The organism is Exiguobacterium sp. s183 (assembly GCF_018617655.1).
Lineage (GTDB): Bacteria > Bacillota > Bacilli > Exiguobacteriales > Exiguobacteriaceae > Exiguobacterium > Exiguobacterium aestuarii_A.
Window position 1 is genome coordinate 447,364 of the sequence record NZ_JACSKN010000002.1, and the last position, 15,534, is coordinate 462,897.

General features: G+C 49.6%; 11 protein-coding genes. 3 read left to right on the forward strand and 8 right to left on the reverse strand.

The window, feature by feature from the left end:
* The first annotated feature begins 189 nt into the window (after window positions 1–189).
* Window positions 190–1,266, forward strand: coding sequence for a diguanylate cyclase (locus tag KNP62_RS07755; protein WP_214784990.1), 1,077 nt, complete (start codon window positions 190–192; stop codon window positions 1,264–1,266).
* A 128-nt stretch (window positions 1,267–1,394) separates the two neighbouring features.
* Window positions 1,395–1,919: a hypothetical protein gene (locus KNP62_RS07760; RefSeq protein WP_214784991.1), complete on the forward strand. Its 525-nt coding sequence runs from the start codon at window positions 1,395–1,397 to the stop codon at window positions 1,917–1,919.
* Between the two features lie 261 nt (window positions 1,920–2,180).
* Here KNP62_RS07760 and cydC read toward each other — a convergent pair whose 3' ends face one another.
* The 8 genes from cydC to arcA all read right to left on the reverse strand — a co-directional run bounded on the left by cydC (window position 2,181) and on the right by arcA (window position 13,831).
* Window positions 2,181–3,896 carry a thiol reductant ABC exporter subunit CydC gene (cydC, locus tag KNP62_RS07765; RefSeq protein WP_214784993.1) on the reverse strand — a complete coding sequence of 572 codons (1,716 nt, stop codon included), beginning with the start codon at window positions 3,894–3,896 and terminating at the stop codon, window positions 2,181–2,183.
* Window positions 3,893–5,617: a thiol reductant ABC exporter subunit CydD gene (gene cydD / locus KNP62_RS07770; RefSeq protein ID WP_214784995.1), complete on the reverse strand. Its 1,725-nt coding sequence runs from the start codon at window positions 5,615–5,617 to the stop codon at window positions 3,893–3,895. Before cydD ends, cydC begins: the two co-directional genes overlap by 4 nt.
* 122 nt (window positions 5,618–5,739) lie before the next feature.
* A complete protein-coding gene (locus tag KNP62_RS07775; protein ID WP_214784997.1) occupies window positions 5,740–6,429 on the reverse strand; it encodes a Crp/Fnr family transcriptional regulator in 690 nt (229 codons plus the stop codon).
* A gap of 112 nt (window positions 6,430–6,541) precedes the next feature.
* Complete coding sequence (locus KNP62_RS07780) at window positions 6,542–8,884, reverse strand: glycoside hydrolase family 31 protein (RefSeq protein ID WP_214784999.1); 2,343 nt, start codon at window positions 8,882–8,884, stop codon at window positions 6,542–6,544.
* 161 nt (window positions 8,885–9,045) lie between these two features.
* Window positions 9,046–10,008 (reverse strand): carbamate kinase, encoded by a 963-nt coding sequence (arcC, locus tag KNP62_RS07785; RefSeq protein WP_214785021.1) that lies wholly within the window; start codon window positions 10,006–10,008, stop codon window positions 9,046–9,048.
* 14 nt (window positions 10,009–10,022) lie between these two features.
* The gene (gene arcD, locus KNP62_RS07790) at window positions 10,023–11,498 is read right to left on the reverse strand and encodes an arginine-ornithine antiporter (protein ID WP_214785023.1); all 1,476 of its coding nucleotides are present in this window, start codon (window positions 11,496–11,498) and stop codon (window positions 10,023–10,025) included.
* 53 nt (window positions 11,499–11,551) lie between these two features.
* Window positions 11,552–12,580, reverse strand: coding sequence for an ornithine carbamoyltransferase (gene argF, locus KNP62_RS07795; RefSeq protein ID WP_214785025.1), 1,029 nt, complete (start codon window positions 12,578–12,580; stop codon window positions 11,552–11,554).
* 21 nt (window positions 12,581–12,601) lie between these two features.
* Complete coding sequence (gene arcA, locus KNP62_RS07800; protein WP_214785213.1) at window positions 12,602–13,831, reverse strand: arginine deiminase; 1,230 nt, start codon at window positions 13,829–13,831, stop codon at window positions 12,602–12,604.
* Window positions 13,832–14,155: 324 nt separating this feature from the next.
* Between arcA and mgtE the strand changes: the two genes are divergently transcribed.
* Entirely contained in the window at window positions 14,156–15,514 is a 1,359-nt protein-coding gene (gene mgtE, locus KNP62_RS07805) for a magnesium transporter (RefSeq protein WP_214785028.1), read from the forward strand.
* The last annotated feature ends 20 nt before the right edge of the window (window positions 15,515–15,534 follow it).

Sequence of the window (15,534 nt, forward strand, 5' to 3'; positions counted from 1 at the left end):
CGATTTTCGATAACGAAAGTTCTAAAAGTTGAAACATGTCTGTGAAACCGAAAAGGAATGATTGGAGTTGGACTTGAATTCTAAATCAGAAGAACTTATATTTTTGGTCGCAGGTTAATCCTACCTGTTTCCGACAAGATGATTTATACTATAACTAAATATTTCCATACAGGGTAAGGGGGAGCTTCGATGCTCACAATCGTCAATGCATTCTTTATCAACCTGTGTATCTTATTCACGCTCTTCACGATTTCCTTTTTGCCGTTCCGTAATCGACCTCGGTTGACACCACAGTCTCCGTTAAAGGGAAGAGTTTTACTCGGTGTACAAACCGGACTGATTGCCATCTTGTTGTTAGTGAACGCCTTACCTCTTGAAGGGGTTCTCATCGACTTGCGTAACATCCCAATCATACTCGCCGTTCTATTTGGCGGATGGGTAAGTGGTGCCGTCGCGGGTGTCATCTTATTGACGGGTCGCTTCCTTGTCCTACTTTTTACAGATGGGGCCATGATCGGTCTCTACCTTGCCATCGCGACAATGATTGTATTAGTTGGGGCGACAAGCATTTTACGTAAACGTATGGATAACACACGCCCGACATTACTTGTATTCACGACAATCAGCATCGCCATTTTTGGAGCAGCCATCTATGCCGCACTGCCGCTCAATCTGTTCTATCCCGTCCTGATTGTCTACACGTTAATGTCTTATGGTGGAGCTTGTGCCGCCTATCGGTTATTGCTCGAATTACGCCGTCACTTTGAGAACGTCCAACATCAACAACAGCTTGCGCGCACTGATGCGCTCACCGGAATTGCCAACCGTCGTTTGTTGAATGAAGCGATGGCTAACTTGACGGTCGAGGCAGAAGAATATGCGTTAATCTTAGTCGATATTGATCACTTCAAGCGGGTGAATGACACGTACGGGCACGACGTCGGCGATGACGTGTTACGTGAACTCGGTATGCTGCTCGTCAACGAAAGTGAAGAACGGCACCTGGTCGGTCGCTTCGGTGGAGAAGAATTTTTAATCGTCATGCCTCACGCTACGCGAGATGAAGTGTCTCGCCTCGCAGAATCTATCCGAGAAAAGGTTTCGACGTTCCCGTTTGAAACGAGTGCAGGTACGCTACACATCACCGTTTCGCTAGGAGCCTGCCATTCAAACGATATTGAAATCGATAGTGTGTTGAAGCACGCAGACGAAGCGCTATATCACGCAAAAGAGTCTGGACGAAATCGATTCATCCTCGCTTCTTAAAGGATTGAACACTTCACACTTGAGCATGTTTTCTCGCTTTACTTTCTCGAAACGAATCGTTAAACTAGGCTAGACTTTGGTTCAGATTGGTACATCAGGATTTATTCAGAAAAGGGGAAACATCGTTCATGTCAGTTTTGTTATCTTTGTTTGGAATTATGTTTATCAGCTCGTTCGCGATTGACTATAAACGTGGGAAGACGCTTCAACAATCGGCACTCGGGGGAATTCGTTCGATTCAACAAAACTTATGGATTTTCTTCCGTACGTCGCTCTCGATGATGATCGTCATCGGCCCACTCTTACTCATTTCAGGACTCGTGTTCTCAGATTTAGTGGCATTTAACACCGCCCCATCTTTCTTGATTGCCGTACTTAGTATCGGTTTTGCTGAACGGATTATCGGAATGACCGTCGCACCACTAATCCGTACGTTTTGGCATCAACGTGGTCGTCTCATGCCACTTTATTTAGACGCTGCTCTTTACGTATTCTTGCTATCGATTCTCGTCTTAGAGTTTTTGATGAACATTCCTGGGATCGACCTCCAATCACCGTTCATCGCGCTATTTTACGCGTTCGCGCTCTTCTTCACGAGATACTTGTTCAGTCTCATTCGATTCACGGTTCAAAAAGGAGTCCCCTCGAACTGATTCGAGACCCCATCCATACGTGTTAGCACGTATGGATATTTTTTTCGTTATTCTCGTTGACAATGAGAATCGTTATCAACTATACTCTAGATGTAGCTTCCTAAAAGCTTGACGTGCACGTTCCCCAAACACATCACGTCACGTGGATTCCCCTCCACGACACTCTTTTTGAAAGCATTGCTGCGACAACCCCCATTTGTTGCACCCATATTTGCCAAAAACAAGACGAGCAGCCCACCGACGGGGCTGCTCGTCTTTTTGTTATGCGAACACTTCTTGTTCGATTTGTTTCAATTCGTAAAACATACCACGTTTCATCATCAATTCCTCATAAGATCCAATTTCAACGATTCGTCCGGCTTCCATCACGATGATTTGGTCAAAGGCTTCGAGTCCCGTCAAGCGGTGACTGACAAGGATGAGCGTCCCTGCCCCGGCCTGATTCACTAGTTCAGAAAAGACATGCGCTTCCGTTCCTGCATCAAGCGCAGAAGTAGGTTCATCGAGCAACCAGATCAGCCCGTTTTTAAGAAGGGCTCGCGCAATCGCTAACCGTTGACGTTCCCCACCTGACAAGTTCGCCCCTTTTTCAAGGACCGGCTCATCGAGTGAAAACGATAAACGGACACGTTCGAGCGCCACAAGCATCTCCTCATCGGTAAAGTCACCGGCTAGTGCCAGGTTCTCCCGTACGGTCCCGTAAAAGAAGTGATTGTCTTGCAAGACGACACTCGCATGTTGCCAGATCGAAGTCTGTTTCATGTCATTCAAGTTGTCTTGATCGAGTCGGATCGTCCCGTCTTCTGTCCGGACAAATGCCAACAACAGTTGGAGCAACGTCGACTTCCCGGAGCCGCTCGGTCCGACGATGACCGTCTTCGAACCACTCGGGATGTGTAACGACACATCGTCAATCACGTCCCGATACGTATCCGGATAGCGATAGCGAACATGCTCAAATGAGATGGATGGCGATGCCGTGAACGTCACATCCTGACGTTTCGCTTCGAGCGCCTCAATCGTTTCGCTCGGCTCCATCACTTCAAACAATCGATCAGCGGCTTGTTTGCTGTCTGCAAAGTGTCCCGGGAACACAGCCATCGGTGTCGTGTTCTCAAACGCTGTGAGCGACATCATGATGAGCATCGCCAAGAAGAGCCCGTTCAAATCTCCATCTACGACTTGATAGGCACCGATTGCCAAGACGCCCCATGAGACGAGTAAAGAGGCGGCGACGACGAGCGCGGAGTTGAAAAATTGATTCGTCGTATCTTTCCGCTCCGCTTCCATGTAGCGTTCGCTACGCGCATAGACAGCTTGCTTCGTACGATCGAGTTGATGATGTAGTTTTAAATCTCGATATCCGTACATCATCTCGGTCAATTGAATCGATACATCCCCGCGCAATGCACGAATCGTCTCGTCATGACGAGCGCGAATCCGAGCAAATCCGAGTGGGATCAAAAATCCGGTGACGAGCACACCGAGTAAGATCCATAGACTGACCGCGAACGAGAAGAACGTCACAAAGAAGATCGTACTCAAGAACACGAGCACGAGTATGATTGGCGGATAGAATACGCGGAGAAAATAGTTTTGTAGGCTCTCCACATCTCCGACGACACGTGCAAGCAAATCCCCACTCCGATATTTTGCAAAAATCGAGGGGACGAGCGGTTCAAGTTGTCGATAAAAGCGGACACGCAGCTCGCTCAATATCGTAAACGTTGCCCGGTGTGACGCGAGGCGCTCCCGATAACGACTTCCTGCCCGAATGACCCCGAACAGTTTGATGAGAACGACGGGTACCATGAGCGCATACAGTGGCGGAACAAGCCCTGCCCTTGAGACGAGGTATCCGCTTGCTGCAAACAGGGCGACCGCCGCAATCCCGGCTGCATATCCAAAGAAGATGGAGAGAAGGATATCTTTCTTCTCGCGCATCATCCATTTTGTAATCGTCCAAAGCGAGTTCATCGGCTCACCCCTTTCTGAAGCGCAAACAGTTCCGCATACTCTGGGACGGCGAGCAACGCGTCATGTGTGCCTTCCGCAATCCGTTGCCCGTCCTCCATAAACCAGATGGTATCCGCCTCTTTGATTGTATGCAGGCGATGAGCCACCGTGATCAACGTTGCCTCTTTCGACAACTCAGCAATCGAACGTCTCACAATCTGTTCGGTCTTCAAATCGAGACCGGTCGTCGGCTCATCGAATAAGAGGATACCAGGTCGTTTAAAGAAGGCACGGGCGAGTGCGAGACGTTGTCGTTCTCCACCCGATAGACCAAATCCACCTTCTCCAAGCTCCGTCCAGATCCCGTTCGGTAATTGATCGATCACCTCAGACAGTCCTGCCGCATCGGCTGCTTCCCGTAACGCAAGCTCATCGGCCTCTTCGCCTAAGGCGATGTTATCGGCAAGTGTGCCGGCGAATAGATAAGGGTTTTGTGAGATATAGGCAATATTTCCGTACCAGGCAGACTCGTCAAACGACTGAAGAGGTTCACCATCCACGAGGACACGTCCCGATTTCACCTGTAGCAGTCCGGAGATGACATTCAGTACTGTCGTCTTCCCGGAACCACTCGCACCGACCAAGGCCAGGTGAGTGCCGGACGGAATCCGACCGCTCAACGGTTGAAGCGCAAAGCGTCCGCCTGCATATTCGAAGGAGACGTCTTCGAGTTCAAGGTTTGGTGTTCGTGAACCCAGTGACTTCGTTCCCCATTCGATGCGGTCATCGGGGGCGTCTAATACCTCAAAGATTCGGTCGGCCGCACCCATACTTCCACGTCCCGTATGGAAGGCACTTCCTAAATCTTTAATCGCTAAATAATACTCTGGCGCCAATACGAGAATCAAAAAACCAGAGAAGAACGTGAGGTTTTGCCACACGACCATCTGCAATGCGACTTCTAACGCGACGACTCCGGTACTGAGCATCGAGATGAACTCGAGCATAAGTCCTGATAAGAACGCCGTCTTCAAAACGACCATCGTCGCATCCCGAAAGTCGAGGCTGCTCTTCTCAATCGCCTTCGCTTCTTGCTCCGTGCGATTGTAAAGCTTGAGCGTCGTCAATCCTTGTAAGACATCTAAAAATTTACCGGAAAACTGATTCATCTTCTCCATCTGTTCTTCTGATTTTTTCTGAGTCGCAATCCCGATGATGATGAAGAACAGCGGAATGAACGGTGCCGTGACCATCATGATGACTCCTGAAATCCAGTGTTGGCTGAAGACGACGACCAAAATGAGGAGCGGGATGATCGACGTTTGGATGACTTGCGGCCAATATTGACTGAAGTACGCGTCGACCTCGTCGACAGCATCCATGAACACACTGACCTTTTTACCTGATTGTCCTGTCAAAGATGACTCGACCGGACTCGTGGCGTACCGCTCCAACAGTTGAAGGCGTAACGTCTGTTTCGCCTTTTCGGATAAACTCGCACCGATGCGTCCCGACACGTATCCAAAAAGCGCTCGTGCCAGTAAAGCAACGACGAGCCATAGTAAAGCCGGAAGGATGGCTTCGAATGATTCATCCTTTAAAAAGATTCGGTCGACGATGTCGACGATTAAATACGCTTGCGCCAAAATCGATAGTCCAATCATGACCGCGGATAACACGAGTCCGATGATGTGACCCCTTTCGGCGAAAGCAAGGGCTTGCAGTCGTTTCACTGCATTCATCCTTTCTCTATTTACAATTCCATTGCTTTGTGAGATTCATCACTAATTATACAATATGCCACGTGTTGAAGCGAACGCCCCGCTCGTTCGAACATGTAAAAGACGCCCTCATCCGAGTGGCGTCAGTCGATGTCTTGCTCAAAATATTCAGGATGCCCGATCACAAGTTGATGGGCGTCGATACGAAGGATCTCTTCTTTTCGAAGCTTCGCTAAAATCGTCGAAACCGTCTCCCGGGACGTACCGGACAGACGAGAAAGTTCGATTGCGGTGAATGGGCATCGGACACGGACACCTTGTTCGTCCGGTTCCCCTAAATCTTCAATTAAGAAATGGAGCGTATTGATGACACGCTCTTTCGCACTCGGTGTGATGATTTCTTGGACACGCCTTTCATGCAAATCAAGAATACGATTCATCTGGCCAATGATATAGAGCAGCATGCTCGACTGCGTGGACACGAACCGCTCAAAGCGATCTGTCGGGATGTAGATGACCTCAATGTCCGTCACCGCTTCAGCTGTATGCCGATAGTCTTCCCCTGTGAATAAACCGTTGTATGGGAAAAATTGTTTCGGTTTCACGTAATCGGCGTAATGATGGGTCGCATTCTCGTTCATCCGTTCGAGTTTGATATAACCGCTCATCAAGAAATACACACGCTCCCGCGGGTCCCCTTCCATGAACAACAGTTGTCCTTTCCGATACGTCCGGCAATAGACGTGCGGAATCAACTGTTCAAGTGCTCGACTTGGACATGTCGCAAACAGCGTCAACTGCCGTAAATCGTCAATCGTCCACATGTGTCGCATGTTCATCCCCTCATTTCTATTCTTCTATCTTCAGTATAATGGGATTTTCAATGAAAACGCTTTCTAAATCCGACAGTTTTCTGACATGACAAAAGGGGGTCTCCCCCCTTTTTCAGTCCAACATCAGTTCCAATAGCGCGTCCTGTAAATCACGATCGAGTTCTAACGCATGGAGGTCAAACAGCCATGCCTCGAGACGCGTCTTCGTGGTCGCCATCTGATATAGACGATCTTTCAAGTCATAAGCGATTTCAGCGCGATCTAAGAAGCGATAGAGACGGTCGAGTCGATGTGCGTTTTGTGTCACATCGACCGGCAGCGTCACGGTCTGCTCCTGTTTCCATTCACCGAGTGGGATGTGTAACGTCTGCGTCTCCGCATCATAGTCCCCTTCTCCGACGACCCCACGGACTAGAATCGTCAACGTTCGATTCGCCGGGACGAGTGTCAAATCACCTGACGTCTCGATGTGGAGCGTACGCGCTTCCCAATCGAGTGTGAACGTCGTTTCGAGTGACGCCCCCGTCTCATAATCCCGGCTTTCCCCGTCATCTTCGTACATCGTGAACGTGTTCGAGGCACCTGGAAAGACGAGTACTTCTAGCTCGCTCGGGTTCCCCGTTTCGTTCGCATGCGGTTCATGCGGCATCATTGGAATGATGGCACCCGCTTTGGCGAAGACCGGTTGCCCTTCGAGTCCACGGAACACACGAATCGACTTGTCGCCTTCATAACGATGTCCTGTAAAGAAATCGAACCATTGCCCTTTCGGCAACCACACGTTCGCACCCGCGACATGGAGCTGTCGGTCCATTGGTGTGACAATCGGGGAGACGATGAGTTCACTTCCGAAATAAAACTGATTCGGCACCTGATAAGCCGCTTCATCATCGGGATGTTCGATATACATCGGTAACACGAGTGGCAACGCTTCTGCATGGTTCCGATAGTTCATCGTATACAAATAAGGAATGAGTTGATGACGCAGGCGTAAGAATCGCTTCATTGACTGTTCGGCTTCGATTCCGAAACGCCAAGGCTCTTTTCCGTTGAACGTGCTGAACGTCGAGTGGAGGCGCATTATTGGACTGAACACTCCGTATGCGACCCAACGCGCCGCGAGCTCATCGTCTTTTTTACCACGATGATGCCCTCCGATGTCATGACTCCACCATCCATAACCAATGTTCGTCGCTGTTGCCGTGAAATACGGCTGGAATGCGAGCGATGCCCACGAGATGATCGTGTCCCCTGAGAAGCCGACCGGGTAACGGTGGCTCCCTGGTCCTGCGTAACGAGAAAAAATGAGGGGGCGTTTGCCGTCACGAGCGATGTCGATGGCGTGATAATGATTCAACATCCATAACGGATCGAGTCCTTCCATCTTCGACGTCGACCCTTGTTGCCAGTCGATCCACCAAAAATCAACGCCGTCTGCTTCATGCGGGTGATGCATCTGTTCGAAATACGCTTGAATGAATCGCTTGTCCGAAAAATCGAAAGGGATTCGGTCACCCGATTCCGGATCGACGCCCATCGCCTCAGCCATCGCCGCATACTGGTCTTCAAACGCACGGACCCCGTCAGCGGGGTGTAAGTTCAACGTCACCATCATCCCCTCGTCTTTTAACCATTTGAGGAATCGCTTCGGTTCAGGGAATAAGTTTTTATTCCACGAATAGCCCGTCCAGCCACTCCCATACTCTTCCGGGATGTCTGTCACGTGCCAGTCCATATCGATGACGCTGACCGAGAACGGGACGTCTTCGGATTTGAAGCGGCGCATCAACGCCTTATACTCTTTTTCGTCGTATCGCCAATAGCGGCTCCACCAGTTTCCGAGCGCTTTACGAGGAAGCATCGGCGTCGGCCCCGTCAACGTGTAAAAGTCTCGAAGTGCCTGTTTATAGTCATGACCATATCCGAAGTAGTAAATATCATGAATCCCTTTTCGTCTCGGCTCGACGAAGCGGTCATCTGTCATCAAAAACGAGGACGAATCATCAATGATCGCATATCCTTGTTTGGAGAGAATTCCTTCTTCTAATTCCGTCGCCCCGTCCACATGGTCGAGCGTCCGCGCCGTTCCTTTCAGCGTCCGCTCGGGACCGTTGAACATGTAGCGGCTGTAATACGTACTGAAGTTCCCTTTCACGTCCACATAGAGCGTGTTCGGTGCGAACGGTCCTTTCGTATAGTATAAGTGAACGTGTTCCGTGATGATTTGGAGCTCTGCCTCGTCTTCGATCACTCGGAACTGTGGAACGTCAAATTCTCGATTCCACGCCACTTGGGTGGCACGGTCTTCAAAAATCCCGTCTTCTGCATACTCCATCCGAATTAACTGACTCGTCAATACGGTAAAACGATAACAGCTTCCTTGCACGATTGCCTCTTCTCTTGCTTTCGGTCTCATCCACGACTGATATACATGATTTTCTTCGAATAGGCGCATAAACTCGAGCGTTTCCGCTCTCCGTCACTTCCTTCCTGAAATTAGTGCAAACGTTTACACTGAATATGATAGCAATCTCATTTTTGGCATACAACATTCCTTCCCCTTGAATCGGGACAGAAAACAAAAAGTCGCAAACGTTTCACGTTTGCGACACATTCTTATTGTTGGAGGGATGGAGCCAAACGGACGCGTGTTCCGGCATCCCCATAAATGGCAGCTAGCGCCTGGTCGAGTGACGTGATGATGGCGATCCGGTTCGTGCCGGATTCTGCGAACTGTAGTGCCGCTCTTACTTTTGGTAACATGCTACCCGGAGCGAACTGTCCTTCGGCGATATACGTCTCCATCTGTTCCTTTGAGGTCTCTTGGAGCGCCGTCTCATCTGGCTTCCCGAAGTTGACATACACATGTTCGACCGCAGTCAGGATGAGCAATACGTCTGCGTTGACGAGGTCCGCGAGTTTCGCAGCCGCAAAGTCTTTATCGATGACCGCCTCGATTCCGACATACCCTTCAGTCGTCTCCATGACCGGAATACCACCGCCACCGGAAGCGACGACGATATGCCCCGCTTCAACGAGCGTTCGGATGACGGCGTGTTCCGCGATTTTCATCGGGACTGGGCTCGGGACGACACGACGGTATCCACGACCTGCATCTTCTTTGAAGACGTAACCCGTCGTCCGTTCGAGATGAAGTGCCTCTTCTTCCGTATAAAACGGACCGATCGGTTTCGATGGATGATGAAACGCACTATCATTCGGATCGACCACGCTTCGTGTGACGAGCGAAGCCACATCTCGTTCAAGACCGCGCGCACGCAGTGCTTTCGTCAGCGCATTTTCAAACCAGTATCCAATCATTCCTTGCGTCATCGCACCACATACATCAAGGGGCATCGCCGGCGTAGCCGGACTGTCTGATGCGGCTTGTTGTAACATTAAATTTCCCACTTGCGGACCGTTCCCGTGTGTGATGATGACGTCGATCCCTTCTGCAATCAGTGCTGCGAGAGATTCTGCCGTCGCCTCGACCGCTCGCATTTGTGCTTCCGCTGTCGCATCTTTACCTTGTTGAATCGCATTTCCGCCTAGGGCGATGACCACACGTTTTTTCTCCATATCGATACCCCCGATCAGATGACTGAGATATTACCAGATAGTATGCGTACGACTGCGAAAATGGCGAGTGCGGTCAACACTCCGGCGACCAACCATTCCGTTTTGTTGAGTGACTTGATGCCATTTTCACGTTGCGCTTTCATGTAGAGAAGTGTTCCTGGTGCGTATAGAAGGGTCGTGAGCAGTAAATAATCGATTCCTGCCGCATAGATGAGCCACAATCCGTAAATGGAAGCGACCAATCCAATCGTCAAATCGCGTGTTCTCCGTTCACCGGTGCTATAACCGATTCCATTTTTCGATACCTTCACTTGGTAAAATGCCGAGAATACATACGGGATCAAAATGGCACTGGAAGCGAGGGAGAACGCAAAATTATAGGCGGCATCTGAAATCAAGAAGGTGAAGAGGAAGAGCTGAATCAATCCGTTTGTTAACCAAAGTGCGTTGACAGGTGCCTGATTTTTATTCTCTTTCGTGAACCATTTCGGGAACACGCCGTCTTTCGCAGCAACGAACGGAATTTCAGCCGCGAGAAGCGTCCAACCGAGCCATGCCCCGAGTACGGAGATGACGAGTCCACCGTTGATGAGCATCGCGCCCCAAGGACCGACTGCTGACTCGAGCAAGTAAGCCATCGCCGGTTGCGAGGCGTTCGCCACGTTTTCCGGTGTCATGAGGCCGAGTGACATGATGGAGATGAGTAAATAGATGACGAGTGTACCGAGCAATCCGATGACAGTTGCCTTTCCGACGTCAGAGCGCTTCCGGGCACGACCCGAGAGAACAACCGCCCCTTCGACGCCGATGAATACCCACAGCGTGACGAGCATCGTCGAGACGACCTGGTCGCGAACACTTCCCCATGAGAAGCCGCCTTGTCCCCAAAAATCGAAGGTGAAGTTTTCGAGATTGAAGAAGAACAACGTAATCGTAATGAATGCAAAAATCGGAACGAGCTTGGCAATCGTGGTGACGATGTTGATCATCGAAGCCTCATGCACCCCACGAAGAATGAGCGTGTGTACGAGCCACAGCATGATGGAGGCTCCGACGATGGAGGCAATATTTTGTCCCCCTTCAAAAATCGGGAAGAAATAGCCGACCGAACTGAACAGCAGTGTGGCATACGCCACGTTTCCGAGCCAGGCAGATAACCAGTATCCCCAGGCCGAGTTGAATCCGACGAACGAACCGAAACCGGCACGGGCATAGCTATAGACACCACCGTCCAAATCAGGGCGACGCATCGTCAAGTTTTGAAAACTGAGACCGAGTGCGATGATCCCGATTCCGGTGATGACCCACCCGATGAGAATGGCACCCGCGTTCGCGCCTTGCGCTAAATCGGCGGCCAAGTTGAAGGCGCCACCGCCAATCATCGATCCGACGACAAGTGCCGTCAACGCTCCGAGACCTAATCGCTTGTCTTGCTTGTCAGGATGTACTCCAGCCGAACCACCTGAGTCATGCTCCAACTTCGTAGACATTCTACTCATCCCTTTCGCTTATTTTGAAACGGGAGGGGAAGTCCCCCTCCCCGTCAACGTTCAAGCCATTCGCGTGTCTCCGTGAGCGTTGCCGCCATTACCGCCTTAATCGTATGCATCCGGTTTTCCGCTTCATCAAATACGAACGAGTGACGACTGCGGAACACCTCATCAGTCACTTCCATTTCCGTCAATCCGTACTGTTCATGAATCGACCGCCCGACCTCTGTCTCTAAGTCGTGGAAGGCAGGGAGGCAGTGTAAAAACATGATGTCCGGGTTGCCGCTCTTTTGAAGCATATCCATGTTCACTTGATATGGTCGCAACAGTTCGATCCGTTCTGCGAAAGCCGCCTCTTCGCCCATCGACACCCATACATCCGTGTAGACGACGTCCGCCTGATCCATCGCTTCTTCAATGCTCTCCGTCAACGTGATGACGGCGCCTGTTTCAGCAGCAACCGATTTCGCATAATTGACGATTTCGTCAGATGGCCAAAGTGATTTCGGTGCGCAAATCCGCATATCCATCCCTACTTTTGCGCCACCGATCAATAGCGTGTTCCCCATGTTGTTCCGGCCGTCGCCGACGTACACGAATTTGATTCCGGCCAATTCTCCTTTTTGTTCTTTCACCGTCAAGAAGTCGGCCAAGATTTGTGTCGGATGATAGAGGTCGGTCAATCCGTTCCAAACCGGCACCCCTGCATCTTTCGCCAGACCTTCTACCGTCTCATGGGCGAACCCTCGGAATTGAATGCCGTCAAACATGCGCCCGAGGACGATAGCCGTATCGCGTACCGACTCTTTCTTCCCGAACTGGATATCATTTTTGCCTAAATATTCAGGATGCATCCCTAAGTCGATTGCGGCGACCGTGAACGCACAACGCGTCCGCGTCGATGGTTTTTCGAAAAGAAGAGCGATGTTTTTCCCTTCACAAATCCGATGTGGGATGCCTTGTTTCTTTTGACGTTTGAATGCAGCAGACAAATCGATCAAATAATTGATTTCTTCACCAGAAAACTCGTTTAACGATAAAAAGTGACGACCTTTCAAATCAAAATTGAACGTTGTAGACATACTGCTTCCTCCTTATCATATTTAGATGTCTTGGCGGATAATCGGACAACTCATGCAACGTGGACCTCCACGTCCGCGCGATAGTTCACTCGACATGATTTCAATCACTTCGACGCCTTCTTTACGAAGCAGTTCATTTGAGACGTAGTTCCGGTCATATGTGACCACGACACCCGGTGCGATGGCAAGCGTATTCGATCCATCGTTCCACTGTTCGCGCGCCGCTGCAATCGGGTCGCCGCCTCCACAAGGAATCAACGTCGCTTCCTGTAAGCCGAGGACGTCTTTTAACACTTTCAACAAATCGGTGTGCTGCGTGATCTGCAATTCACCTTCTGCACTCAATGAAAGTTCGAAAATATTCATCTTTCCTTCCGGTCCTTGAATGAACGGATGGATGGTGAATTTATCATGGTCGACCATCGTAAAGACGGTATCGAGATGCATGAAGGCGCGTGATTTTGGAATTTCGATGGCAATTACTTTTTTGAAGCTGTCTCCATGTTTGAGCAAATTGAGAGCGACGCGCTCGATTCCTTGCGCGGTCGTTCGTTCAGAGATGCCGATGGCGACAACTTCTTTCGATAAGACAAGCTCGTCCCCGCCCTCCATCGCAAATCGATAGTCGCGGTCTGACCAAATCGGAACATCATGTTTCGCAAAGCGTGGGTGATAGCGCATAATATATTGCGTGAAGAGTGATTCACGGCGACGTGCCGGTTCTTTCATTCGGTTGATGGAGAGACCATGACCGATTGCGGCGGCCGGATCTCGTGTGAAATAGAGGTTTGGCATAGGATCTAAAAAGAAGGGGTACGTATCTTCAATCATTTCGTGTAAATGTCGGCGTTTCTCCGGCTTGATCTCCGATTTTCGGATACCGGCCATCACCGTTTCAATCAACATCTCATTATCAAAATCCAGTAAATATTCTTTTAACGTTTCATAAGAGCCGTTGATATTTGATTTAGACTCCGATAAGATATCCGCGACAAACTTTTCGCGCACACCAGGGAGCGACAATGTCTCAGCCATTAATTTTTCGAGATAAAGGACTTCCACACCGCGATTTTGGAGCGCACTCGCAAAATAGTCGTGCTCTTTTTGAATGACCGGCAAATGGGGAATATCATCGAACAAGAGGCGCTCTAAATATTCCGGGGTGAGGTTTTCTAATTCCCTTCCCGGTCGTTTCAGTAATACCGTTTTTAATTCTCCAATTTCTGAATACACATGAATCGGATGTTTCAGCGTCGTATCTTGTGAAATCGGTTGATTCGTCATTGAGATCATCTCGCTTCCTCCTTGTGATTCGGGTGTGTGACTACCCTTACCTTATCACTTTACCAAATTTACGAATGTCTAATCCGGCAGTTCACCTGTTAGTGATTCCACATGGCTATGTATAAACCTTCACCTTTGTGAATGAACAAACAATGCATGAAAAATCGAAGTCGTGACAAGGGGAAATGAGATGTATGGATGATGAATACAATCCTCCTAAAAAACATGAAAAACTTTTTTTTGAGACCTGCAGAGTAAGCTGAAAAATGCGAAAGATCAGGATGTGAGCAAATGAAAATAGAAGAAATGGAATACAACGAACATGAAGCGGCACTTCGCACATTGATTCAAAAGGGAGACCCGGTCGATTTTCAAGACCTCTTCCTCTCCCTCCACCCCGGTGAACAGGCCGATCATTTTATCGAACTCGATCAGCATGAGCGTGCGTTCGTATATCGAACAATCTCACCTGAAGTGTTTACTGACCTTTTTGAAAAACTGACGTTAGATGAACAGTGTTCATTCATCCAAGAAACGCCTCAGCCGTATGCTGTCCGGATTTTAAATGAGATGTATTCAGATAACGCCGCTGATTTGATGCGGGAGCTACCCGATGCGTTCATGGACACACTATTCGAGCAGATGGACGATATCGAGGAACAAGAAGTCAAAGATTTGATGCAATATCCGGAAGAGACGGCCGGAGCGCTCATGACGACCGAGTTCGTCGTCCTTCAAGCGAACAAGACGGTCGGACTGACTTTAGAAGAGTTGCGTGAACTCGGACCAGACGCTGAGACGATTTATTACTTATATGTGGTCGACCAAGCACACCAGCTTGTTGGTGTCGTCTCCTTACGTGATTTGATTGTCGCGCCGCTCGATGCAAAAATCGAGGACATCATGGGCTTTCGCGTCATCTCGGCAAACGTCATGACCGACCAGGAAGACTTGGCTCGGATTGTCCAAAAGTATGATTTATTGGCCCTTCCTGTCATTGACGACCAGCAAAAGCTACTCGGCATCATCACGGTCGATGATGTGTTAGACGTGATCGAGCGCGAAACGACGGAAGACTTTGAAGAACTTTCCGCGACGAAGGGATCATCCGATATCAACATGAGTCCGTTCGAGGCGGCGAAAAAACGTGCTCCATGGATTGTCAGCCTCATGTTTCTCGGGATGATCACGGCCTCGACAATCGGTGGCTTCGAAGACACGCTTGAAACGATTGTGCTCCTCGCCGTCTTCATGCCACTTGTCATGGGTTCTGCCGGGAACGCAGCCACCCAGTCACTCGTCGTTGCTGTTCGTTCGATTGCGCTTGGCACGATCAATCGTAAGAACGTTATGAAGATGATTCGACGCGAACTCGGAACGGGCATTATCTTAGGGATTGCTTGTATGATTGTCATCTTCGGGGTCATCACGATTCTTTATGACAACATGCTCATCGGCTTCATTGTCGGGGTCTCCATCTTTGCAGCACTCAGTGTCGCCACGATGATCGGTACGATTGTCCCGCTTCTTATCAATCGCCTGAAGTTAGACCCTGCTGTCGCCTCCGGACCGTTCATTACGACGCTGATGGACAATTTAGGGCTCATCATCTATTTCACGGTCGCGACATCCATGCTTCAGTTTTTATGACATTTATAAAAGTTCACACG

What these genes read in the sequence shown, in the direction of transcription:
- KNP62_RS07755 (WP_214784990.1), top strand. Translation starts at nt 190, where the DNA reads ATGCTCACAATCGTCAATGCATTCTTTATCAACCTGTGTATCTTATTC.
- KNP62_RS07760 (WP_214784991.1), top strand. Translation starts at nt 1,395, where the DNA reads ATGTCAGTTTTGTTATCTTTGTTTGGAATTATGTTTATCAGCTCGTTC.
- cydC (WP_214784993.1), bottom strand. Translation starts at nt 3,896, where the DNA reads ATGAACTCGCTTTGGACGATTACAAAATGGATGATGCGCGAGAAGAAA.
- cydD (WP_214784995.1), bottom strand. Translation starts at nt 5,617, where the DNA reads ATGAATGCAGTGAAACGACTGCAAGCCCTTGCTTTCGCCGAAAGGGGT.
- KNP62_RS07775 (WP_214784997.1), bottom strand. Translation starts at nt 6,429, where the DNA reads ATGCGACACATGTGGACGATTGACGATTTACGGCAGTTGACGCTGTTT.
- KNP62_RS07780 (WP_214784999.1), bottom strand. Translation starts at nt 8,884, where the DNA reads ATGCGCCTATTCGAAGAAAATCATGTATATCAGTCGTGGATGAGACCG.
- arcC (WP_214785021.1), bottom strand. Translation starts at nt 10,008, where the DNA reads ATGGAGAAAAAACGTGTGGTCATCGCCCTAGGCGGAAATGCGATTCAA.
- arcD (WP_214785023.1), bottom strand. Translation starts at nt 11,498, where the DNA reads ATGTCTACGAAGTTGGAGCATGACTCAGGTGGTTCGGCTGGAGTACAT.
- argF (WP_214785025.1), bottom strand. Translation starts at nt 12,580, where the DNA reads ATGTCTACAACGTTCAATTTTGATTTGAAAGGTCGTCACTTTTTATCG.
- mgtE (WP_214785028.1), top strand. Translation starts at nt 14,156, where the DNA reads ATGAAAATAGAAGAAATGGAATACAACGAACATGAAGCGGCACTTCGC.